Origin of the sequence: Neorhizobium lilium (genome assembly GCF_004053875.1) — a bacterium.
Classification (GTDB): domain Bacteria; phylum Pseudomonadota; class Alphaproteobacteria; order Rhizobiales; family Rhizobiaceae; genus Neorhizobium; species Neorhizobium lilii.
The window spans coordinates 660,734-683,806 of record NZ_SBIP01000004.1 but is presented as its reverse complement, the minus strand read 5'-3'; the positions used below and the strand labels follow the sequence as shown (position 1 = coordinate 683,806).

General features: G+C 61.9%; 15 protein-coding genes. 6 read left to right on the top strand and 9 right to left on the bottom strand.

Translation table 11 applies throughout. From position 1 onward, the window contains the following. The first annotated feature begins 48 nt into the window (after nt 1–48). From EPK99_RS20245 to EPK99_RS20230, 4 genes are all read left to right on the top strand, one after another. Nucleotides 49–1,638: a Do family serine endopeptidase gene (locus EPK99_RS20245; protein ID WP_128444874.1), complete on the top strand. Its 1,590-nt coding sequence runs from the start codon at nt 49–51 to the stop codon at nt 1,636–1,638. Nucleotides 1,639–1,718: 80 nt separating this feature from the next. After that, nucleotides 1,719–2,477: a response regulator transcription factor gene (locus tag EPK99_RS20240; RefSeq protein ID WP_281033480.1), complete on the top strand. Its 759-nt coding sequence runs from the start codon at nt 1,719–1,721 to the stop codon at nt 2,475–2,477. Between the two features lie 39 nt (nt 2,478–2,516). Beyond that, a complete protein-coding gene (locus EPK99_RS20235; RefSeq protein WP_425374228.1) occupies nt 2,517–3,908 on the top strand; it encodes a sensor histidine kinase in 1,392 nt (463 codons plus the stop codon). A gap of 87 nt (nt 3,909–3,995) precedes the next feature. After that, the gene (locus tag EPK99_RS20230; protein WP_128444873.1) at nt 3,996–6,959 is read left to right on the top strand and encodes a bifunctional [glutamine synthetase] adenylyltransferase/[glutamine synthetase]-adenylyl-L-tyrosine phosphorylase; all 2,964 of its coding nucleotides are present in this window, start codon (nt 3,996–3,998) and stop codon (nt 6,957–6,959) included. 6 nt (nt 6,960–6,965) lie between these two features. Here EPK99_RS20230 and EPK99_RS20225 read toward each other — a convergent pair whose 3' ends face one another. The 7 genes from EPK99_RS20225 to EPK99_RS20200 form a co-directional block, all read right to left on the bottom strand. Next, nucleotides 6,966–9,308, bottom strand: coding sequence for a PAS domain-containing sensor histidine kinase (locus tag EPK99_RS20225; RefSeq protein ID WP_128445028.1), 2,343 nt, complete (start codon nt 9,306–9,308; stop codon nt 6,966–6,968). A 295-nt stretch (nt 9,309–9,603) separates the two neighbouring features. After that, nucleotides 9,604–12,252: an aminopeptidase N gene (pepN, locus tag EPK99_RS20220; protein ID WP_128444872.1), complete on the bottom strand. Its 2,649-nt coding sequence runs from the start codon at nt 12,250–12,252 to the stop codon at nt 9,604–9,606. 446 nt (nt 12,253–12,698) lie between these two features. After that, entirely contained in the window at nt 12,699–12,845 is a 147-nt protein-coding gene (locus EPK99_RS25370; protein WP_164901825.1) for a hypothetical protein, read from the bottom strand. A 19-nt stretch (nt 12,846–12,864) separates the two neighbouring features. Further along, complete coding sequence (locus tag EPK99_RS20215) at nt 12,865–13,056, bottom strand: hypothetical protein (protein WP_128444871.1); 192 nt, start codon at nt 13,054–13,056, stop codon at nt 12,865–12,867. Nucleotides 13,057–13,220: 164 nt separating this feature from the next. Beyond that, a complete protein-coding gene (locus EPK99_RS20210) occupies nt 13,221–14,150 on the bottom strand; it encodes a uracil-DNA glycosylase (RefSeq protein ID WP_128444870.1) in 930 nt (309 codons plus the stop codon). Between the two features lie 51 nt (nt 14,151–14,201). Then, a complete protein-coding gene (locus EPK99_RS20205; RefSeq protein WP_128444869.1) occupies nt 14,202–15,494 on the bottom strand; it encodes an Hsp70 family protein in 1,293 nt (430 codons plus the stop codon). Nucleotides 15,495–15,656: 162 nt separating this feature from the next. Further along, nucleotides 15,657–16,547: a LysR family transcriptional regulator gene (locus tag EPK99_RS20200; RefSeq protein ID WP_128444868.1), complete on the bottom strand. Its 891-nt coding sequence runs from the start codon at nt 16,545–16,547 to the stop codon at nt 15,657–15,659. 105 nt (nt 16,548–16,652) lie between these two features. Here EPK99_RS20200 and blaOXA point away from each other — a divergent pair, with 105 nt between their 5' ends. Then, nucleotides 16,653–17,477 (top strand): class D beta-lactamase, encoded by an 825-nt coding sequence (gene blaOXA, locus EPK99_RS20195; protein WP_128444867.1) that lies wholly within the window; start codon nt 16,653–16,655, stop codon nt 17,475–17,477. Nucleotides 17,478–17,551: 74 nt separating this feature from the next. Further along, nucleotides 17,552–18,601: a D-alanine--D-alanine ligase family protein gene (locus EPK99_RS20190; protein WP_128445027.1), complete on the top strand. Its 1,050-nt coding sequence runs from the start codon at nt 17,552–17,554 to the stop codon at nt 18,599–18,601. A 9-nt stretch (nt 18,602–18,610) separates the two neighbouring features. On the opposite strand, the gene EPK99_RS20185 is transcribed toward EPK99_RS20190, so the two are convergent. Together EPK99_RS20185 and EPK99_RS20180 are read right to left on the bottom strand one after the other, a co-directional pair. Beyond that, entirely contained in the window at nt 18,611–21,736 is a 3,126-nt protein-coding gene (locus EPK99_RS20185; protein WP_128444866.1) for an efflux RND transporter permease subunit, read from the bottom strand. Then, entirely contained in the window at nt 21,733–22,998 is a 1,266-nt protein-coding gene (locus EPK99_RS20180; RefSeq protein WP_128444865.1) for an efflux RND transporter periplasmic adaptor subunit, read from the bottom strand. Before EPK99_RS20180 ends, EPK99_RS20185 begins: the two co-directional genes overlap by 4 nt. Between the last annotated feature and the right edge of the window lie 75 nt (nt 22,999–23,073).

The following is a 23,073-nucleotide window of genomic DNA, read 5'->3' as shown; positions in this document are numbered from 1 at the left end:
GCCGGATATGTCCGGCGCTGATGAGTGAATAGAGAAGGTAGCTTGAAGATGAGCACATTTGGACGTCCCTCCCTGAAGACGGTCTTGAAGACCTCCACCGTCGCCGGCCTCGCCGCCGTCATGCTTTCGACCGGTATTCCTGCCCAGGTCATGTCCTCTTTCGCTGAGCCCGTTAAGGTGACCGCGCCCCAGGCGCCGAGCTTCGCCGATGTGGTGTCCGCCGTTTCCCCCGCCGTCGTTTCGGTCAAGGTCCAGTCCGACGCACAGCCGGTTTCCGACGACAACAGCAATTTCTCCTTCAACTTCGGCGGTCGCGGTTTTGACGAACTGCCGGACGATCACCCTCTGAAGCGCTTCTTCAAGGAATTTGGCGGCCAGATCCCAGGTGGCCCGAATGCTCCGGGCGGTCCGAACCGCAATCAGGACCGCGCCGATCGTGGCCCGCAGAAGGGTCCGAACGATAACAAGCCGCACCATCTTCGTCCGACGGCCCAGGGTTCAGGCTTCTTCATCTCCGAGGACGGCTACCTGGTCACCAACAACCACGTCGTTTCCGACGGTCAGGCTTATACGGTCGTGCTGAGCGACGGCACGGAACTCGACGCCAAGCTTGTTGGCAAGGACACGCGCACTGACCTCGCGCTCCTGAAAGTCGATGCGACCAGCCGCAAGTTCACCTATGTCAGCTTCGCCGATGACGCAAAGGTTCGCGTGGGCGATTGGGTCGTCGCCGTGGGCAATCCCTTCGGGCTTGGTGGCACCGTCACCGCCGGCATCGTCTCGGCTCGTGGCCGCGATATCGGCTCCGGCCCCTACGATGATTACATCCAGGTGGACGCGGCCGTGAACCGCGGCAATTCGGGCGGCCCGACTTTCGACCTCAACGGCCAGGTGGTCGGCATCAACACGGCGATTTTCTCGCCCTCCGGCGGCAATGTCGGCATCGCCTTCGCCATTCCGGCCTCCACCGCGAAAGACGTCATTGCCAACCTGATGAAGGACGGCAAGGTCGAGCGCGGCTGGCTGGGTGTGCAGATCCAGCCCGTCACCAAGGACATCGCCGATTCGCTTGGCCTGAAGGAAGCCTCCGGTGCTCTCGTCGTGGCTCCGCAGGAAGGCTCGCCGGGTCAAAAGGCCGGCATCAAGCAGGGCGACGTGATCACCGCCGTCAACGGTCAGCCGATCAAGGATGCCCGCGATCTCGCCCGCCGTGTCGCCGCTTTCGGTCCCAACACCAAGGTCGATGTGGACCTGTGGCGCGATGGCAAGCAGCAGACCCTGCCGGTCATGCTCGGCAACCTCGCCAGCGACGAAGCCGCCGCTGCCGAACCGCGCCAGCCGGATGCGCCCGCTCCTTCGAGCGACAAGGCGCTTGCAAGCCTCGGCATCACGGTTGCGCCGGCTGAAGACGGCTCCGGCCTCTCGGTCACCGACGTCGATCCGGATAGCGAGGCTGCGGCCCGCGGCCTTAAGGAAGGCGAAAAGATCGTCTCGGTGAACAACCGCAAGGTCCAGAGCGCCGGCGATATCGGCAAGGTGATCGAGCAGGCTCGCAAGGATGGCCGCACCCGCGCGCTCTTCCAGGTCGAGGCTAACGGCACCAGCCGCTTCGTGGCACTTCCCATCAACGAAGGCTGAGCCTCCCGGCCATCGTCAGGAAGGGGCGCCGCCGGTGACGGCCGGCCCCCCTTCCTTTGCGCCCTTTCCCGGAGCTAGAGATGCAGACCACTTTCCCACATTCTGCCGCCTCTCAGAATTCCGCTGATGCAAAAAATGCGGCGGACGCTATTGTGCCGCATATGAAGATTCTGGTGATTGAAGACGATCTGGAAGCTGCGGCCTATATGACCAAGGCCTTCCGGGAGGCGGGCATTGTGGCCGACCATGCAAGCGACGGCGACAGCGGTCTCTTCCTGGGGACCGAGAACACCTATGACGTGATGGTCATCGACCGCATGTTGCCGCGCCGCGACGGCCTGTCGGTGATCAGCGAACTGCGCAAGCGCGGCATCAATACGCCGGTCCTGATCCTGTCGGCTCTCGGCCAGGTGGACGACCGGGTAACCGGTCTTCGCGCCGGCGGCGACGATTATCTTCCCAAGCCCTATGCCTTTTCCGAGCTGCTGGCCCGCGTCGAGGTGCTGGGCCGCCGCAAGGGTACGCCCGAGCAGGACATGGTCTACCGCGTGGGCGATCTCGAACTCGACCGCCTGTCGCACGAGGTTCGCCGTACGGGCAAGGAAATCCTGCTGCAGCCGCGCGAATTCCGCCTGCTGGAATATCTGATGAAGAATGCCGGCCAGGTCGTGACCCGCACCATGCTGCTGGAAAATGTATGGGACTATCATTTCGATCCTCAGACCAACGTCATCGACGTGCATGTGTCTCGGCTGCGCTCGAAGATCGAGAAGGACTTCGATAAGCCTCTGCTGAAAACTATTCGCGGCGCCGGCTACATGATCAAGGACGAGGGGTAGACCTACTTGTTTGCCCGCACGATCCAGCGGTCTCGGCTGATGTTCCGTTCGACGGCGGTGCGGCTGTCGGCCCTCTACATTCTGCTTTTCGCGCTTTGCGCCGCCTTTCTCGTCTTCTACGTCACCGCCATGTCCGAGCGCCTGCTATCGCAGCAGACGCAGCAGGCCGTGCAGGAAGAAGTGACGGATATCCAGCGCTCCTATGAGCGCGGCGGGATCAACCTGCTCTTGAGGATCATGGAGCGCCGCGCCCGGCAGCCGGGCGCCAACCTGTACGTGATCGCGGCGCCCAATGGCGAAATCCTGGCCGGCAATGTCTCCTCCGTGCAGCCGGGCGTGCTGGAGGAGGAGGGATGGACGGATGTTCCCTTCCGCTACGAACCCTTTGCCGAAATGGGCGGGCCACGCTTTCATCTGGCGACCGCCAATGTGGTCAAGCTCGACAATGGGCTGCGGATCATGGTGGGTCGCGATCTTGGCGATCCGGGCCGGTTCCGTGGCATTGTGCGCCGTGCTCTCATGGTGGCGCTGGCGATCATGGGCCTTGGCGCGCTGGTCATCTGGTTCGGCATCGGCCGCAATGCGTTGAAGCGGATCGACCGCATGTCGGCCGCGAGCCAGAAGATCATGGCGGGCGATCTCTCGCAGCGGCTGCCCGTCGGTCGCTCGGGCGACGAGTTCGACCGCTTGTCCGATTCGCTGAACGCGATGCTCGGCCGCATCGAGCGGCTGAACGAGGGTCTGCGGCAGGTGTCCGACAACATCGCGCACGACCTGAAGACGCCGCTGACGCGGCTGCGCAACAAGGCAGCGGATGCGCTGGACGACAACCGCGAGGATATTCGCCGCAATGCCCTGGAAGGCATTATCGGCGAATCGGACCAGTTGATCCGCACCTTCAATGCGCTGCTGATGATCTCCCGCGTCGAGGCGGGATCGATCGCGGCGGAAATGTCCGAGGTGGATCTTTCCGCCATCTCCGCCGACAGCGCCGAACTCTACGAGCCAGCAGCGGAGGAGGCGGGGCTGGCGCTGACCACTGAGATCGAGCCCGGCCTGATCGTCAACGGAAACCGAGAACTGATCGGCCAGGCCATCTTCAATCTGCTCGACAATGCGATCAAATATGCCGCGGGAAGCCCGGACGGGCCTCGGATCACGGTAAAGTTGGCGCGAAGCGATGGCCTGATCCGGCTTTCGGTTTGCGACAATGGTACGGGCATTCCGCCGGAGAAGCGCAAGGAAGTCGTCAAGCGCTTCGTGCGGCTGGACGAAAGCCGTTCCAAGCCGGGCACGGGCCTCGGTCTGTCGCTGGTGGAAGCGGTGATGGAACTGCATGGCGGGGCGCTGGAGCTTTCCGCCACGCAGGACGACAAACCGCAGGCGCCTGGCCTCACCGCCACCATGGTCTTTCCCGCACCGAAGCTCTAAAGCTGAAAGTGGTGCGGGCACCTGCAATGCCGGTGAGGAGACCGGCACGAATGTTGCTCGCGCCCGTGCTTGCAAAGGAGGACCGTCATGGAGACCGGAAACCAGCTCGATACCGTTAAGGCAGGCACCATCCGTTCGTTCAACCAGACGGAAACCAAATCCGTTCTGGCCAGCCTGAAGGACATGGCCCGCACCGAGGCCGCCGTCGCGGATCTGCTGGCGGGGACAAGCCCGCTCAAGGACTTCGTCACTGCCGCCTTCACGCTCTCGCCCTATCTGAGAGACCTTGCAATCGCTTCTCCGAGCCTTCTCACGCTTGCCGTCACAAAGCCTGTGGAACCTGAACTGGAGCGCATCATTGCCGAGGCGCGCCAGGCCTGGCAACCGAAAGAAGGTAGGGCTCCTTCCGAAAACGAGGTGATGACGTGCCTGAGGTCCGCCAAGCGCGCCTTTGGTTTCCTTCTGGCGCTTGCCGACCTTGCCCGCATATTCGATGCTCGCCAGACCACCCGGTGGTTGAGCCTTTTTGCGGAAGCGTGTAGCGCGGCGGCCATCGACCATCTTCTGCTGGCCGGGCATCAGACCGGCAAGGTGACGCTGCCGGATCCGGACGAGCCGAGCAAGGGTTCGGGCCTGATCGTGCTCGGCATGGGTAAGCTCGGAGGACACGAGCTGAACTATTCCTCGGATATCGACATCGTCGTCTTCTATGATCCGGAGGCCGGCATCGTGGCCGACCCGATCGATGCTTCGGAGATCTATGGGCGGATGATGCGGCGCCTGATCCGCATCCTGCAAGAGCGCACGGCCGACGGCTATGTCTTCCGCACGGATCTGCGGCTGCGCCCGGATCCGGGTTCGACACCCCTGGCGGTGTCGCTGGATGCGGCACTGATCTATTACGAGGGCAGGGGTCAGAACTGGGAGCGTGCAGCCTTCATCAAGGCACGGCCGGTTGCGGGCGACATTGTGGCAGGTGAGGGCTTCCTGCGGCTGCTGACGCCCTTCGTGTTCCGAAAATACCTGGATTACGCCGCGATAGCAGACATCCATTCCATCAAGCGGCAGATCCACGTCCACAAGGGTCATGGCGCGATCGCCGTGAAAGGTCATGACATCAAGCTCGGACGAGGCGGAATACGCGAGATCGAATTCTTCGCTCAGACGCAGCAATTGATCGCGGGCGGACGCATGCCGCCGCTTCGAGTACGGGAAACGGAGGCCGCACTTTTCGCACTGGCCGATGCCAAGTGGATTACGACCGACATAGCCAGGGAACTGACGGAAGCCTACTGGTTCCTGCGAGACGTCGAGCACCGCATCCAGATGGTGCGGGATGAACAGACGCATAGCCTTCCGACGACCGATGCGGAGCTGAAGCGGATCGCCTTCATGCTGGGTTTCGAAACGGTCGAAGCATTTTCGGCGCGGCTGGAGCAGGTGCTGCGCACTGTCGAAAAGAGGTATGCCCGGCTCTTCGAGCAGGAGGCCAAGCTTTCAAGCGGGGCGGGAAACTTGGTCTTTACCGGGCAGAAGGACGATCCGGACACGCTGAAGACGCTTGCGGCTTTGGGTTTCCAGCGTCCCGCCGACATGTCCCGCGTCATCCGCACCTGGCACAATGGTCGCTACCGCGCCACTCAGTCGGCCGAGGCGCGCGAGCGACTGACCGAACTGACACCGGACCTCCTGAAAGCCTTCGGCGAAAGCAGGCGCGCCGACGATGCGTTGCTGCGCTTCGACACTTTCCTCAAAGGCCTGCCTGCCGGCATCCAGCTGTTTTCACTGATCGGCAACAATCCTTCATTGCTGTCGCTCGTCGTCACCATCATGGGGTCGGCACCGCGGCTTGCGGATATCATTGCCTCCAAGCCGCATGTTTTCGACGGAATGCTCGATCCGGGTTTGATGGCGGAACTGCCGACACGCGACTACCTTTCAGCCCGCCTGAAGACGTTCATTTCTGTCGGTCGCCATTACGAGGAGCGGCTCGACCGGTTGCGCATCTTTGCCGCCGAGCAGCGCTTCCTGATCGGTATCCGCCTGCTGACCGGCGCGATCTCCGGCGAGCAGGCGGGGCGAGCCTTTACCCACCTGGCTGATGTTCTGATCGAGGCGGCGCTCGACGCGGTGCGTTCGGAGGTCGAAGCGGCGCATGGCATGCTGCCGGGCAGCTATGTTACCGTCATGGGCATGGGCAAACTCGGCAGTTTCGAGCTCACTGCAGGCTCCGACGTGGACCTCGTACTGCTCTACGACCATGACGGCGAAGCCTCCGAAAGCCTCGGGCCAAAACCGCTCGATGCTCAACGCTATTTTACCCGCATCACCCAGCGGCTGATCGCGGCATTGTCGGCACCCATGGCCGAGGGCGTGATTTTCGAGGTGGACATGCGTCTGCGGCCTTCCGGCAATAAAGGCCCGGTCGCGACCCGCCTTGGCGCCTTCCGCAAATACCAGCAGGAAGAGGCCTGGACCTGGGAGCATATGGCTCTGACGCGCGCCCGAATGGTCTGCGGCGACGCCTCCCTCATGGACCTGGCAAAGTCGGTCGTCGCTGAGGTGTTGTCCACGCAGCAGGATACGCAGAAGATCGCAGCCGACGTGCGCGAGATGCGCGCGCTGATCGAGAAGGAAAAACCGCCACGCGACGGCTGGGATTTCAAGCTTATTCCGGGCGGTCTGGTCGATATCGAATTCATCGCCCAATATCTGCGGCTTGTCGCGCCGGCGCGTGGTGTTGCCCCTGAAACCTACGGCGCCAGCACTCGGCAGTCGCTCGAGATGCTGGGCGGCCCGGTCATGGCCCCAAGCGAGCTGGACACCTGCCTTCAGGCTCTTTCGCTGTTTACCGAGCTATCGCAAATCATCAGGCTGTGCATGGAGGGTCCCTTCGACCCCAAGGATGCGCCGGCCGGTCTTGTCGAGCGGATTTGCAGGGCCGCTGACTGCCCGGATATAGCGACTGTGCAAGGCGAGGTGAAGCGGCTATCCAAGGCGGTGCGGGCCGTCTTCGACAAAACTCTGAAAGCGGGCCTTTCGGTGGTTTGAGCTCTGTCAAGCCACCAGCTTGCGGGCTGCCGGTTCTACGCTATCTGGAATATGCAGCGAGACAACCGTGCCTTCGCCCACCCGGGAGCGGATGCGCATCGTGCCGCCATGTAACGCAATCAGCGAGCGGGAGATGGCAAGGCCGAGGCCGGAGCCGCCCTTGCTCTTGGCATACTGGCTCTGGACCTGTTCGAACGGCTGGCCGATCTTAGACAGCGAGCAATCCGGAATGCCGATGCCCGTATCGGCAATGGTCAGTACGACGCCCTTCGGCAGCCGCTTGGCGCGGAGTTCCACATGGCCGCCTTCATTGGTAAATTTGACCGCATTCGAAAGAATGTTGAGCATGATCTGTTTCAATGCCCGGCGGTCGCCAATGATCTCCAATTGCTCAGAAAGCTTCTGATCGATGGAAATGGACTTGTCTTGCGCGGCGATGGCGGTCAGCCGGAGGCTTTCCTCGATCAAGGGGGTGAGATCGACCGGCTCGCATTCGACGCGCATATGGCCGGCCTCGATCTTCGACATGTCGAGAATGTCGTTGATGACGTTGAGAAGATGCTTGCCGCTGTCGTGGATGTCTTTCGAATATTCGTTGTATTTCGCAGATCCGAGCGGGCCAAACATGCCGTTCACAAGGATTTCCGAGAAGCCGAGGATGGCGTTGAGCGGCGTGCGCAGTTCATGTGACATGTTGGCGAGAAACTCGGACTTGGCCTTGTTGGCGGCCTCGGCGCGCTCTTTTTCTGCCTGATAATTGGCATTGGCGACGGAGAGTTCCGCCTTCTGCCGTTCGAGTTTCTTCTGCGAGGATGACAGGTCGCCGATAGTCGCCATCAGACGGCGCTCGCTGTCACGCAGCCGCTCCTGATGGCGCTTCAGAAGCGTGATGTCGGTGCCCACCGACACGGTGCCGCCATCGCGGGTGCGGCGCTCGTTGATCTGCAGCCAGCGCTCATCGGCGAGCTGCACTTCCGTAGTGCGGGAATGGCCGCTGCCGTCCGGGTCGGCCACGCGCCGCTCGATGACGGGGCGGGCGGAGGCGGCGGTGACGGTAACCCGCTCGGTGCCGGGGACCAGCACACTGTCCGGCAGACCGTAAGCTTGCTGGAAGTGCGTATTGCACATGACCAACCTGTCGTTCTTGTCCCACAGCACGAAGGCTTCCGACGTACATTCGATGGCATCTGCCAGCCGCTGATCGGCTTCGGCATACCTCTGTGCAAGCCTGTGCTGTTCGGTTACGTCCATGGCGATGCCGATGACATGAGTTCGGCCGTTTGCCATGCGTACTACCTGCGCGCGGGCTCGCATCCAGACGTAATGGCCGGCCGCGTGACGCATGCGAAACACCTGATCGACCTGCTTGGCATTGCCGCGGCTGATGGCACGGGCAAGCGAATAGATGTTGGCATCCGTCGGGTGCATCATGCGCGCCGCATCCGAAAACGAGATGACATTGCCGGCCGGCGGCAGGCCGAGCATTTCGTACATCGATCCCGACCAGAACAGGCGGCGGTTGTTGACGTCGAAATCCCAAAGCCCGCAGCGCCCGCGAGACAAGGCCGTCTCTATGCGCAGGTTCGACTCGACGAAGATGTCGTCGGCATCCCGCGCACGCTTTACCTGCATGTAATAGGCGTAGAGGATGACGAGCAGGATAGCGGAAATGCCGGTGAAGATGGTAACGTTGAGGGAGACCTCGTTGCGCAGAAAACGATTGGCGGCGCCAAGCGAATGGGCTGCGACGATCAGCCCGCCGTCGTCGCCGATCGGCTGAATGGCCGCATAATGCCGGATGTCGCCAAAATAGGTTTCGATGACGCCGCCTTCTCCGCCGAAGCTGCGAAGCGCCGCGGTTTCTGGAAGGACCGAGGCGAGCCGCTTGCCGATATAGGAGGACGTGTCGCCTGAGCCGCCGAAAATGCGCCCGGCACCATCCACGAGCAGGATGACGGCGCCAGCTTCCAGCCGGCTTTCCGGCAGGAAGGAACTCAGCCGCTTTTCAGCGGCAGCCCGATCGGAGGAAGAAAACACGGCCTCCTGGCCTGAAAATGCAGCGGCGGCAGCCGCCGCCATGAGCGAGGTGGACTGGCGGGCGGCGTCCTCCATGCGCTCGTGTTCGCCGAGGATGCCAAGCACGCGCGATGCCGCCACCACCATCAGGAAGGCGATGATGAGGAGGGGGATAGAACGCTTCAGGACCAGTTCTACGCGCGGCACCTGGCGCGCGATGGGCTTGACGGAAATCTGCGCTTCCGACGGAATGACCCTTTTCAGACTGGAAAAACTCGGAAATTTGAAACGCAGCCGCCCCTCGGCGGCGGTTTCCCGCTGCACGTCCGACATCGTGTTCATGTGATCCCTCGCGATGATTCGACGCGCCGCTCGCCCGAATCTGCGCTAATGAATCATTAGTGATTCTTCGTGTCTATAGGGGAGGTAATATATTTTTAACCTTTTGATTTCCGAGCAGAAATCACGCGCGGCCTAGGGATGAGGCTTCCACCCTGTATCGTCCGCTGAGGGAGAGCGAGTTTTCGCGTCAAGCTCTATGTAGCGTTGCCCACAGCTTGCCTGCCGCATTGTCCCATGCGTGTATAGGCGAAAGAAGGCGCCGCAGGTCTTGCGACGCTCTTCGAATTCAGCCCTTCAGCATCCGCTCGACGATGTCCCTGACATCGGCAGACAGCACGGTCGCCCGTTCGATCTGCATCAGTGCCGAATGCGCATGATCGGCACGCTGCGCCTCGAGCGATCGCCAGGATCGCATGGAGGTGAGGATGCGTGCGGCAAGCTGTGGGTTCCTCTGATCGATCGCCAGGATCTGCTCGGCGAGGAACCGGTAGGCTTCGCCATCCGCACGGTTGAAGCCGGTCGGGTTGGAGAAGGCGAAGGAGCCAACCAGAGCTCGCACGCGGTTCGGGTTGCTCGCCACGAAACGCGCGTCCGCCATAAGCTGCTTGACGCGTTCGAGCGCCCCCGCGCCCGGTATCGTTGCCTGAATGGAGAACCATTTGTCGGTGACCAGCGCATTTCCTTCAAAGCGAGACTGGAAGGTCTCCAACGCCTCCGTCGCTTGCGTCGAATCGGGGAAGCGATGGGCCAGAACCGTCAACGCCTGGGCGAGATCCGTCATGTTGTCGGCGGCCGCAAAGGCTTCTGCTGCGCGAGCATGGCTTGCCTCGGCATAGCTCAGATAAGAGAGAGCAATGTTGCGCAGCGACCGCTTGCCAGCACTTGCGGCATCCGGTGAATAGGCGCCGGCCGGTTTCATGTCCTCGAAGAGGCGCAGGAAGAGCGGTTGGCCTTCCTTGGCGACTGCATAAAGCACCGCTTGCCGTGCCGCATGAATGGCCTCGGGATCGTTGTTGCCGCCCAGCTCCCGTGCGATGTCGGACTCGCTTGGCAAAGTCAGGGCTTGTGCCCGGAAAGCTGGTTCCAATGTCTCGTCACCGGCGGCTTCCAGAAGCGCCGACAGGAATGCCGGGTCGCAAGTCAAAGCCTTGCCGGTCTTCAGGTCGCGCACGCCCTGGGTCAGATTGAGCACGGCCAGTTCCGTCAGCGCCTGCCAGCGGGCAAAGAGGTCCGTGTCGTAGCGGGCGATATGGGCAAGATCCGTCGGCGTCTGGTCGAAATGCAGGTTCACCGGCGCCGAGAAGGACCGGTTGAGCGACAGCACCGGTCGGGGTGAGATACCCGAGAACGTGAAATTCTGCTGCCGTTCGGTAAGATGCAGCACCTCTCCCGTCACTTCGCCGCCTTTGACTGCGGTCGGGGTAGCGAGCGCCCCGTTGTCCGATATCAGCGCGAAGGAGAGCGGGATGTGCATGGGCTCCTTGGTCGGCTGGCCGGGCGTGGCCGGGATCATCTGCTCCAGCGACAGGGTGAAGCTACCGCTCGACTGATCGTACTGGCTGGAGACGGTGACGAGCGGAGTGCCGGCCTGGCGATACCAGAGCGAAAACTGCGTGAGGTCGCGGTGGTTGGCGTCCTCGAAACACGTGACGAAATCCTCCACCGTCACGGCCTGGCCGTCATGGCGCTCGAAATAGAGATCCATGCCCGCCTTGAAGCCCGATTCGCCCAGCAGGGTGGCGATCATGCGCGTGACTTCGGAACCCTTCTCATAGACCGTGGTCGTGTAGAAATTGTTGATCTCGCGGTATTTCGTCGGCCGGACCGGATGCGCCAGCGGACCGGCGTCCTCCGGGAACTGCTCCGATTTAAGGTGCCGGACCTCGGCGATGCGCTTGACGGCGCGCGACCGCATGTCGGCCGAGAACTCGTGATCGCGGTAGACCGTTAGGCCTTCCTTGAGGCAGAGCTGGAACCAGTCGCGGCAGGTAATACGGTTTCCGGTCCAGTTGTGAAAATACTCGTGGGCGATGATCGCCTCGATATTCGCGTAGTCCTGGTCGGTTGCCGTTTCGGGGTCAGCCAGCACGTATTTGTCGTTGAAGACGTTGAGGCCCTTGTTTTCCATGGCCCCCATGTTGAAGTCGGAGACGGCAACGATCTGGAAGATGTTCAGGTCGTATTCGCGCCCGAAGCGCTCTTCGTCCCATTTCATCGAGCGCTTCAGAGCGTCCATGGCATAAGCGGCACGGGCTTCCTTGCCGTGCTCCACATAGATCTTCAGGGCGACTTCGTTGCCGGACATGGTTTCGAACGTGTCGTCCACGACACCGAGATCGCCGGCCACCAGCGCGAAGAGGTAGCTTGGCTTCGGATGTGGATCGAACCAGGCGGCGAAGGCGCGACCCTCGTCATAGCCGGCACCGCCGAGAAAATTGCCGTTCGACAGCATGACCGGATTGGCGGCCTTGTCGCCGATAATGGTGATCGTATAGGGCGCCAGCACATCCGGCCGGTCGGGGAAATAGGTGATGCGGCGGAAGCCCTCGGCCTCGCACTGCGTGCAATAGATGCCGTTCGTCCGGTAAAGCCCCATCAGCTGGGTATTGGCTTCCGGATTGATATAAGTGGTGATGGTGAGCTCGAAGGGCTCGCTCGCCGGCAGGTCACGCACGATCAGGCTTTCCGGCGTCGCGTCGTACTGGCTCGTCGGCAGCTCGTTCTGGTCGAACAGAAGCCCGGACAAAGTCAGTTCGTCGCCGTCCAGCACCAGCGGCGCCGATGGATCGACACCTTCGCGCCGGTGAAAGATGAGACGCGAATCTACCTTCGTATTGGTGGGGTCGAGCTCGAATGTCAGGTCGACGCGTTCCAGAATGAAATCTGTGGGACGGTAATCTGCCAGATTAACGATCTGGCCCTTATCTGTTCGCATGGGTCTTCCTGAACCGGATCTTTAAAAAAGGTATTGGGAACACTGCTACAGGTTCAACCTGAAAGGGTCTGGCCATTACCGTGCGCCGATATTGGCATTCAAAGTTAAACGATTATTGAACCATGTCTTAAATAGCCAATTTTGTTGGCTGGCGCTACGGAACTATTCGCGCATCATGCTCTATCGCCGCTTCGTCCAGCGCAAACTATTGGCATATCATCTGTTTTAGCGCGACAGGTTAGCTGCAAAAGAAGCGCGCATGCCGGTCGGTTCCACTGGCAAATGACAGTCGGTGCTGCGACAGCGAAGACTTGGATTCGTGCCGGAATGAGACAGAGCCCGCTCCAGTAGCCGATCGTGGCAGGCAAAGCTCCAGACGCAAACGCGAAAGGCCCGCAAGGCGTTACCGCCGCGGACCTGATCTACTTACGCTCAGCAAGACTGTTTTAGAGCGGGATGCCCTGAGAAGCCGAATGAGCGCCATCGCTGCCGCGATTGCCTGCACGGCTGTATTCGCGTGAGGCGTTGATGGCGGCTCCGATGTGCTGCAGGCTGTCGCGGAACGCGCGGATAGGGTGGAGCATGGTTGCCATCGGATCGATCTTTCCTTGATTATCTTTCGCGGAAATCCGCAAAGACGGCCGCCGGGCGGGTTATGCCGACGGGGTGCCCCAATGCGCGGGACGTGATCTGCTCGTTAGTGGCCGAGCCGAAATGGTGATAGCCCTGGCTGGAACGAGCCGAGAGGCCAGCGATCCGGAGGGTTTCGAAGCCCGAATGAATCGGACGGAAGCGTGTGGTCATGGCCTTGGTTCCTTGATGTGGTTCCTCCCAAGACACATTGCTTATATTGCACTGCATCATTGATTCCGCAATGCGACATCACGCCGCCCTGCCATGTGCTTGGTGCATAGCACTCGTCATAATTCTTTAATTTTATCGATTTCGAACTAGTTTCCGCCTGAAATTTAGGCGTTGACCGCCATGATTCGCTGCTTGAATGCGAGCAGATCCTGCCAGGCCAGCGATTTGTTGGCGGGTGCGGCGAGCAGTTCCTGCGGGTGCAGCGTTGCCAAAGCTTCTGCCTCCGTGCCGGCCATGGAGATCTTGCGCCACTCCCCCCGCATGGAGTGGATCGTGCCCGTGCCGCCGAGGAAGAAGCGGGCAGGAAAATTTCCCAACAGAAGAAGATGCTTAGGCTCGGCAAGCGCCAGCTGGCGCTCTAGGAAGGGTCGGCAGATCTCAAGCTCGGCAGGCGACGGCATGCGGTTTCCCGGCGGACGCCAGGGAATGATGTTGGTGAGAAGCACCGTCTCCCGCGAAAGCCCGATGGCGCCGAGCATGCGGTCGAGCAGCTGGCCCTGGCGGCCGGAAAAGGGAATGCCCTCACGATCGTCATCTGCATTCGGCATGGGGCCGAGCACCATGATGCCCGCCGCAGCGCTGCCGGATGCGAAGACCGTGGAGCGTGCGCCGTTCTTGAGATTGCAGCCGTTGAACGCTTCGATTGCAGCCTGCAGCTCAGGGAGCGAGCGGGCACTATCGGCAGCAAACCGAGCAGCGGCAACGGCCTCGCCATCGGGAATGGAAACCGGACCCGAGCTGGGGACGGGCGCGCTGGTCACGGGCGCTGCGGGGCGAGCGCTTGTCGCGGATTCGGCCCTGCCAGCTGGAACACTTGCTGAGCTGCCTGAGGAGCTAGGCACATCATCCGCTTGCAACGGGGATGGGCGCGCAGCAGCCTTGGTCTTGGCTGCCGAATGCGCCGCCTTCTGCGCTGCAAACTGCGCGAACCGATCGACCGGCTCTTCTTCCACCAGCCATTCAACCCCTAAGTCTGCATAGAAATGCAGAAGGGCTCGTAGCTCTCTGGGATCGAGGTCGCTGGCAGCGTTCATGAGGATGACAGTAGCGAACCGGTCGCTGAGTGGGAAGTCATGTCGCGCAGCTCATGCCGCCCACTGCGCCACGTCTCCGCTTTCGCCGATCAGCGCCAGCCCGTGGGCGATGGACAGGAGTTCGCCGCCGCTCTCGATCCTGGACGCATCAAATCGCCGGATGAAGATATTGCGCACCGCCGGCACGAATGACGTCCCTCCGGTCAGGAAGACCTTGTCCACCTGATCGGGCACCGTATTCGTCTTGGTCAGCACTTCGTCCAGGGCGCCCTCGATCCGCGCCAGATCATCCGCGATCCAGCCTTCGAAATCCGAACGCTTCACGGTTCGGTTGCCGGCCTTCCCGAGCGGCGTGAAGCTGAACTCGGCCTCTTCCGCGCCCGACAGCGCCATTTTGGTGGCGGAAATTGCCTGGTAGAGCGGATAGCCCTCGTCGTGTTCGACAAGGTCGATGAACAGCTCCAGCTTGTCCGGGTCAAGCGAGGATCGCACCAGCGACTTCAGCTCATTGAATTCGCGGCTCGTCTTGAAGATGGAGAGCTGGTTCCAGCGCGAGAAGTTGGCGTAATACCCAGACGGCACTTCCAGCACCTTGTCGAAGCTCTTGAAGAACGTGCCCTTGCCGATTTCAGGCGCCACGAGACGCTCGATCATTCTCGCGTCGAAATGGTCGCCGGCGATACCGACGCCGGAATGGCCGATCGGGGTTGCGATCAGCTTGCCTGCACGCCGCTCGAAACGGATCAGTGAATAGTCCGTCGTGCCGCCGCCGAAGTCGGCGACCAGTACGGTGGCGTCGCTCTTCAGTGTCTGCGCAAAGTAATAGGCGGCCGCGACGGGTTCGTAGACATAGTGGATCTCCGGAAAGCCTAGCCGCGTCAGCGCCTCGTTGTATCGTTGCGTCGCAAGGTTCGGGTCCGGATTGGCGCCGGCAAAATGAACAGGGCGGCCGGCCACAAGCCGGGAAATGTCCGCCGGCCATTCGTCGCCCGCGTAGGCCTTGAGGCGCCTCAGGAAAATCTCCATCAGGTCCTCGAAGGCGTGGCGGCGCGCAAAGATCAGCGTGCCCTGGAAGAGCGCGCTGGCCGCAAATGTCTTGATCGACTGCAGGAAACGGGCATCGCCCGGATTGTCGATGAACTGGCGGATAGCCGCCTGGCCCGCCTCCACCTTCAGCGCCTGGGCGCCGAGCTGCGCGTCCTTCATGAAGGACAGCGCGGTGCGCATGCTGTCGGTCGTGCCGGCGCTGCTGGTGAAGCGCACCGAACCCGTGTCCGAACCGCCCTGTGCAAGCGCCAGAACCGTGTTGGTCGTGCCGAAATCAAGCCCAAGCGCCTGTGCCATGGCTGTGCTCCTGAAGATCGCCGATGCGAATTGGATGAACCGGCGCCTGCTGGAAGGGCTGGGGCCGCACAAGAAGGGCGCTGCTGCAATCGCTTTGCGCCCTCTGATTTTTTGAGAGGGCGCGTGATCGCACAAGGTGGAGGGTAAGGCAAGGCGGTGAATCTAAATTCCGACACGCTGCCGTGTCTCCGCCGCCTTCTCGGAGAGCCAGTTGCGGAACATCTCCATGGCCGGCGTCGCGGCCCGCGACTTCAGCCGGGTCAGCCAATAGCTGCCCTTGGAAATGCAGATCGGGAAAGGCTGCTGAAGCGCACCCGATGAGAGGTGCCGAGAAAACATGAGGGGAGGCGCCAGCGCTATGCCCACGCCCTGCAGGGCCGCCTCGACCATCAGCACGGAACTGTCGAAGACGAGGCCGTGAACCGGGGGCGGAGCCACCTGCGCCGCCGCAAACCAGCCCGGCCATTCGTCGGCCCGGTAGGAGCGCAGCAGCGGTTGCTGTGCCACGTCCTGCGGCGACTTCAGCTGCCGCGCAATCGAGGAGACGCAGAGAACCGAAAGCGGTGCCTCGAACAGCGCCTCCGCCTCGATGTCGTGCCAGGCGCCATTGCCGAATTTGATCGCGTAGTCGAGGCCCTCGGCCGCGATATCGACGCGGTTGTTATTGGTGGAAAGCCTGAGATCGACGAACGGGTATCTGTCCCGAAACTCGGCAAGCCGTGGCACAAGCCACCCTACCGCAAGTGTGCCGACCGTGCCGAGCTTCAGCACCTGGCGCACGTGGCCGCCCTCGAAGCGATCCAGCATCTCCGCCATACGATCGAAGCTGTCCTGCAGGGCGGGAAGCAGCGCCAGTCCTTCCTCCGTGATCATCAGCCCGCGGGGCAGGCGTCGGAAGAGCGTCGCTCCTAGTTTCTGCTCCAGCAGCTTCACCTGATGGCTGACGGCTGCCTGGGTGACGCAGAGTTCGATCGCCGCCCGGGTGAAGCTCAAATGCCGGGCGGCGGCCTCGAAGGCCCGCAGGGCGTTCAGCGGCAGATGCGGTCTGACCATATTTCCAGCCCTAGCTCAGCTAATGTCTGCCAGCAGTTATCATCGTTTGTTTGCAGCCTGCAAGACAGCCTAGAACACTGCAGTCGATCCAGTTGGAGCATGATCATGACGCCCAGACGATTCTTCCTCGGTTCCTTCATTGCAGTCGCAGTCGCGAATTTTGTAGCTCCTGCGGCGGCTTGGGCGGCAGACCCACTGCGCTGCACGGTCATTATCGACGCAAAGACCGGCGAGCGGCTTTACCGGCAGGGTGACTGCGATAAGCCCGTCTATCCGCAATCGACCTTCAAACTGGCTTTGGCCATGATGGCCTATGATGCCGGCATCCTGAAGAGCGAGCATGAGCCCCTCTGGAAGTACCAGGCGAAGTTCAACCGCTCGGCGCGCGAACAGAAGGATACCGATCCTGTCATATGGGAGCGGGATTCCATCGTCTGGTACTCGCAGGAACTGACCCGCAAGCTCGGCCGCAAATCCTTCACCGATTATGTCCAGCGCTTCGGCTATGGCAACCGCGATGTCACCGGCGGACCGGGCAAGGCGGATGGTCTTACACATGCCTGGCTGATGTCGTCGCTCAAGATCTCACCGGACGAGCAGGTCAGCTTCCTGCGCCGCTTTCTTAACCGAGAACTGCACATCTCGAAGACCGCAATGGACATGACCATGGCCATCGTTCCGCATTTCGTAGGTGTGGACGGATGGGATATCCAGGGCAAGACGGGCAGCGGGTCGCAGCGCGACAAGGCAGGAAATGCGGACTCCAGTCGTCCCATCGGCTGGTTCGTCGGCTGGGCAACAAAGGGCGACCGCCGCCTCGTGTTCGCCCGCCTGCTGGTGGACACCAAGCCATATCACGATACGCCGATCAGCTATGTGGTGCGCGACAGCCTCGTTGCCGATTTGCCCCTGCTGGCGAAGGGCTTCTAGCCAGTTCCCTGTTCCCATCCCCTTCCGAAACATTTCCGGAGCTTATCGTGAGCAATCCATCGAGCAGACTGCGCATGGCCGTGCTTTTCGGCGGACGTTCCCCGGAGCACGAGGTCTCCGTTCTTTCCGCGACCAATGTCATGGCGGCGCTGGACCCACAGAAATACGACCCGGTCCCGATCTATGTCAGCCGGGAAGGGCGCTGGTTGCTGAGCCGATTTGAGGACGGCGCGCTTGCGAGGCCATCCACTGGAACGGAACTCTGCCTTGTTCCCGGCGGTGAGGGCCGTATGCTCGCAGTCGTTCCGCACGGTGGTTCGAGCGATGCCGGCAGGATAGATATCCTGTTTCCGGTGCTGCACGGCCTTCACGGCGAGGATGGCTCGGTGCAAGGGCTGGCCGAAGTGGCGCGTGTCCCGCTCGTCGGCTGCGGCATTCTTGGCTCGGCAGCGGCACTGGACAAGGACGTCGCCAAGCGGCTGCTGAAGGCCGCAGGCCTTCCGGTTGCCCGCTCCGTGACCATTCATGAGGGTGCGGTGCCGGTGCTTCCCGACCTGGAGGAGGCGCTGGGATCGCCCATCTTCGTCAAGCCGGCGCGGCAGGGTTCTTCCGTCGGCGTTAGCAAGGTTTCGGGTAGCCAGGAGTTTGCCCCTGCGCTCGTGGCCGCCTTCGAGCATGACCAGAAGCTGCTGGCGGAGGAATTCATCGCCGGGCGCGAGATCGAATGCAGCGTGCTGGAGGACAGCGACGGCGGCCTCTTCGTCTCCCGTCCGGGCGAGATCGTGCCGGCCGAAAGCCACGGCTTCTACAGCTACGATGCCAAATACATCGATGCGGATGGCGCTGCGGTCAAAGTGCCCGCCGATTTGCCGCCCGAGGTGGAAGCCGAAATCCGTAAAGCGGCAGCACTTGCCTTCCGGGCACTCGGTTGCGATGGCATGGCCCGCGTCGATTTCTTCCTGAAGCCGGACATGACGTTCCTCGTCAACGAGATCAACACTATACCCGGCTTCACCGATATCAGCATGTATGCCAAAGCCATGGCCGCAAGCGGTGTCAGCTATGGCGAGGTCATCGACCGGCTTGTCGAGCATGGGCTCGCCCGGGCGCAACGAGCCCTTTGATCCAACCGTTCACTCAGCCGCAATTGCTGTCGGCACGTCGTCATTGGCCTCGTGGTGCTCGTCGTCCTTACGCTTGCCAAGGCGGCTGAGGAACCGGCCGAAACGATCCATCTCCACGAAGATCACCGGCGTGATGAATAGCGTCAGCGCCTGGGAGACGATCAGTCCGCCGACTACCGCCACGCCGAGCGGCTGGCGCAGCTCCGACGATGCGCCGGTGCCAAGCGCGATCGGCAGGGCGCCGAGCAGCGCGCAGAAAGTCGTCATCATGATTGGCCGGAAGCGTCGCACACTCGCCTCGTGAATGGCCGCGGCGGCGCTTTCGCCTTTCTCGCGCATGGTTTCCACCGCCACGTCAATCATCATGATGGCGTTCTTCTTGACGATGCCGATCAGCATCAGAAGGCCGATCAGCGCGATGATCGACAGGTCGAAGCCGAAGATCTTCAGCGCCAGCAGCGCTCCGAATGCAGCCGCCGGCAGGCCCGACAGGATGGTCAGCGGGTGGATGAAGCTCTCGTAGAGCACCCCCAGCACCACATAGATGGTCAGCACGGCCGCCAGGATAAGCATGGGCGTATTGCCCTGGCTCTGCTGGAAGATCTGCGCCGTGCCGCCATAGGAGGTGAAGACGTCTGTCGGCATCTGGATATCAGTCTTCAGCGCGTTGATGGCGGTCGTCGCATCTCCGAGCGCTACGCCGGCCGGCAGGTTGAACGAGAGGGTGGTGGAAACGAGCTGGCCGGTCTGGTTGATCGTCACCGGCGCCGTCTTTCTCTGCACCGATGCGAAATTCGACAGCGGCACGAGCGCGCCATTGGTCGACATGACGCGGATGTCCTGCAGCATCTGGTCGTTCCAGGCGCGCGTCGTGTCGAACTCGGTGATCACGTCATAGCTGTCGCCGGTGGACTGGATCTCGGCTGCCGTATAGCCGCCGAATGCCATTTCCAGGGTCTGGCGAAGCGTCTGGTCGGTGATGCCGAAAGCCGCTGCCTTTTCCGTATCCACCTTGATATTGGCCTCGATCGCGGCGTTCTGCGCATCCGAGGTCACGTCGGTAAAATGGGCTGTGTCCTTGCGCATGGCGTCCTGCAGCTTGCCGGACCAGGCATTGGTCTGCTTTGCATCCACCGACTGCACCACCAGCTGATACTGGCTGGCTGTCGAGCGACCGCCGAAGCGCAGGCTCTGCTGCGGCGTGATGAAGGCCTTGATGCCGGCGATCTTGGACGTGCTCTGGCGCAACTCGCGCAAGGTCTGCTCAAGCGGCGGACGCTGGTTGCGTTCCTTCAACTCGACGAACATGGTGCCGTTATTGAGAGGGCTGCGCGCATTGCCGCCAACGATGGAGGTCACGTGCTTGACCGCGCCATTGGCCCGCACGGCCGAGGCGATTTGCGCCTGGAGGTCGCGCATGGCGGTATAGGAAATGTCCTCGCGGGCGCGGGTCGAGATCGAAAGGCGGCCGATATCCTCCTGCGGGAAGAAGCTGGAGGGGAGAGTCTTGAACAGGTAGAGCGAACCACCGATGGAGGCTGCAAACAGCAGCATGATGATCATGCGGTGCCGCAAGCACCAGCCAACGGAACGGTCGTAGCCGCGCACCGTCCAGTTGAAGCCGCGATCAAAATTTCGGACCACGAAGCCCGGATTGTGGTGACCGCCCCGCATGCGCGAGCCAAGCATGGGCGTGACGGTCAGGGAGACGATGGTGGAGGCAAGGATGGCCAGCGCCACGACCATGCCGAACTCGTTGAACAGGCGCCCCACAACGCCCCCCATCAGCAGGATTGGGATGAACACGGCAATCAGCGACACCGACATGGAAATGATGGTATAGCTGACTTCCGCAGCACCCTGGATGGCGGCCTGGCGCACGGGCATGCCGTCCTCGACATGCCGCATGATGTTCTCAAGCATCACGATCGCATCGTCCACCACAAGCCCGACGGACAGCGTAAGGCCCAGCAGCGAAATATTGTCGATGCTGTAGCCCAGGACATACATGGCGCCGAATGTGGTGATCAGCGACAGCGGCACGGCGAGCGCCGGAACGATGGTCGCCGAAAGCCGGCCCAGAAACAGGAAGATCACCAGTACGACGAGGCCGATGGTCAAAAGCAGGGTGAACTTCACATCGGAAATCGAATCACGGATCGCGGTGGACGAATCGTTCATCACGTCGATGGAGACGGAAGCCGGCATTTCGGCCATGAGGGAGGGTAGCTTGGCCTTCACCGCATCGACCACGTCCACAGTATTGGCGTCCGGCTGGCGCTGGATGGCGAGGATGATGCCCTGCTTGCCGTCATACCAGCTGCCGGAATCGACGACGCCGACACTGTCTTCCACGCGCGCCACATCGCCCAGGTGGATCGGCGCGCCGTTCGGAGAAGCGATCACCAGCGAGCGAAACTGCTGAGCATTGGTCCGCTGCGTATCCGCATTGATGGTCAGTTTCTGGCTGTGATTCTGCAGCGAACCGACCGGTGTCTGGCTGTTGGCGGACGCGATCGCGTCCGTCACGCTCTGGACGCCGATCCCGCGCGCCTGCAGCTTGGCCGGATCCACTTCCACACGCACGGCATAGGTCTTGGAGCCGTAGATCGAGACTTCTGCGACACCCGACAAAGTGGAGAGGGCCGGCGAAAGAATGTCCTCGGCAATCTCATCGACCTTGCTTGGAGGCATGCTGTCGCTGCGCACCGCCAGCAGCAGAACCGGCGCATCAGCAGGGTTCGTCTTGCGGTAGCTGGGCGGCGTCGTCATGTTGTCGGGCAGTTGTCGCGTCGCCTGGGAGATCGCCGCCTGCACGTCGGCCGCCGCCGCATCGATGTTTCGGTTCAGGTCGAACTGCAGCACGATCGACGTATTGCCGAGCGAATTGCTCGCGCTGATTTCGCTGATCCCGGGGATCGTCTCGAACTTCTTGATCAGCGGCGTCGAAACAGATGTCGCCATAGTTTGCGGCGACGCGCCTGTCAGCGAAGCGGACACATTGACCGTCGGAAAATCGACCTGCGGCAGGGCTGCAACCGGCAGCAGCTGGTAGCCGGCAAGGCCTGCCAGCACTGCGCCGATGGCCAGCAGCGTGGTCGCGACGGGACGTCGGATGCAGAATTCCGAGATCATTTCGCCTCTCCCACCTCGACGGAGCCGTCAGCTTTGCTGATGCCGGCAGCGGGAGCCGCGGCCTTCTTGCCTTTCGGGTCATCGCCGAATTGCTCGTTGACCACCGCGCCGTCCACCAGCTGAACCTGGCCTTCGACCACCACATGCGTGCCTTCATCGAGTCCCTTCGTAACCGCGCTTTGGTCGCCGTTCGAGCGGGAGACCTCGATCTTGGTCATGTGGACCTTCTTGTCGTCGCCGACCGTGTAGACGAAGGGCTGATCGACGCCGGGATTGATCGCGACCGTTGGGATCACGATGTCCTTCTTGTCGCTCTGGAAGTGAACGGTCACATTGACCGACTGGCCGGGCCAGAGCGCACCGGATGCGTTCTCGAACCGGGCCTTGGCGAGGATCGTTCCGGAAGCGGCGTCCACCGTATTGTTGAAGAAGGTGAGCTTGCCCTTTACAGGGGCCTTGGCCGAGCTTTGTGGTATGGCATCGACGGCGATGGTGTCTCCTCCGAAACCTTCGCGCAGATCGTCGAGATAAGCTTCCGGCAGGTGGAAGTTGACGAAGATGGGGTCGTATTTGGCGATGGTCACGACAGTGGCACCAGCGCTGAGATAGGCGCCGATGCTGATCGAGATGTCGCCGAGCCGTCCGTCGAACGGAGCCCGGATATCTGTGTGCTCTACGGTAATCTCGTCCGCCGCGATTGCCGCTCTGTCACTCAGCAGCGTGGCGGCAGCCGTGTCTCGGGACGCACGCGCCTCGTCGGCAGCCTGTTGGGTGCCGGCATTGCGTTCCACCAGCGTCTGGGCGCGTGTCAGCGCTGTTTCCGCCTGGGCGAGCGTCGCCTGATCCCGCGCCAGAAGCGCCTTGTCCTTGTCCACTGTCGCCTTGGCCGTGCGATCGTCGAGTTTGGCAATCAGGTCGCCGGCCTTCACGACGTCGCCGTCATGCGCCGCGATGCTGACGATGAGCCCGGCTTCCTGCGCTGCGATCGTGGTGTTTTCGTCGGCGTCGGCAGATCCCGTCGCAGTCGCGTCCATCGGCAGTACGGCGCGGCTCGCGGCAACCGTCTTAACGACGGGCGGCGGTCCGTTGCCGCGACGCCGGCCCTGATCCTGTTGCCCTTGATCCTGTTGCCCCTGGGGCAACTGGTCGTTAGCCGCCGTTTTCGGCGCGATCTCGGATAGATAAGGTATCCTGTCCCGGTATTGCCATCCCGCATAGGCGAAGGCGGCGAGACAGATGGCAAGCATCAAGATTTTCTTCATCGGCTGATCCGGGTGCATGGGCTCGCCACGTCGGCGCGAGCATGTCTAAGCAACGTATATTGCCGTTTAACCGCG

What these genes read in the sequence shown, in the direction of transcription:
- EPK99_RS20190 (WP_128445027.1), top strand. Translation starts at nt 17,552, where the DNA reads ATGGCCGTGCTTTTCGGCGGACGTTCCCCGGAGCACGAGGTCTCCGTT.
- EPK99_RS20205 (WP_128444869.1), bottom strand. Translation starts at nt 15,494, where the DNA reads ATGGCACAGGCGCTTGGGCTTGATTTCGGCACGACCAACACGGTTCTG.
- EPK99_RS20245 (WP_128444874.1), top strand. Translation starts at nt 49, where the DNA reads ATGAGCACATTTGGACGTCCCTCCCTGAAGACGGTCTTGAAGACCTCC.
- EPK99_RS20215 (WP_128444871.1), bottom strand. Translation starts at nt 13,056, where the DNA reads ATGACCACACGCTTCCGTCCGATTCATTCGGGCTTCGAAACCCTCCGG.
- EPK99_RS20210 (WP_128444870.1), bottom strand. Translation starts at nt 14,150, where the DNA reads ATGAACGCTGCCAGCGACCTCGATCCCAGAGAGCTACGAGCCCTTCTG.
- EPK99_RS20185 (WP_128444866.1), bottom strand. Translation starts at nt 21,736, where the DNA reads ATGATCTCGGAATTCTGCATCCGACGTCCCGTCGCGACCACGCTGCTG.
- EPK99_RS25370 (WP_164901825.1), bottom strand. Translation starts at nt 12,845, where the DNA reads ATGGCAACCATGCTCCACCCTATCCGCGCGTTCCGCGACAGCCTGCAG.
- EPK99_RS20230 (WP_128444873.1), top strand. Translation starts at nt 3,996, where the DNA reads ATGGAGACCGGAAACCAGCTCGATACCGTTAAGGCAGGCACCATCCGT.
- EPK99_RS20240 (WP_281033480.1), top strand. Translation starts at nt 1,719, where the DNA reads ATGCAGACCACTTTCCCACATTCTGCCGCCTCTCAGAATTCCGCTGAT.
- EPK99_RS20235 (WP_425374228.1), top strand. Translation starts at nt 2,517, where the DNA reads ATGTTCCGTTCGACGGCGGTGCGGCTGTCGGCCCTCTACATTCTGCTT.
- pepN (WP_128444872.1), bottom strand. Translation starts at nt 12,252, where the DNA reads ATGCGAACAGATAAGGGCCAGATCGTTAATCTGGCAGATTACCGTCCC.
- blaOXA (WP_128444867.1), top strand. Translation starts at nt 16,653, where the DNA reads ATGACGCCCAGACGATTCTTCCTCGGTTCCTTCATTGCAGTCGCAGTC.
- EPK99_RS20200 (WP_128444868.1), bottom strand. Translation starts at nt 16,547, where the DNA reads ATGGTCAGACCGCATCTGCCGCTGAACGCCCTGCGGGCCTTCGAGGCC.
- EPK99_RS20180 (WP_128444865.1), bottom strand. Translation starts at nt 22,998, where the DNA reads ATGAAGAAAATCTTGATGCTTGCCATCTGTCTCGCCGCCTTCGCCTAT.
- EPK99_RS20225 (WP_128445028.1), bottom strand. Translation starts at nt 9,308, where the DNA reads ATGTCGGACGTGCAGCGGGAAACCGCCGCCGAGGGGCGGCTGCGTTTC.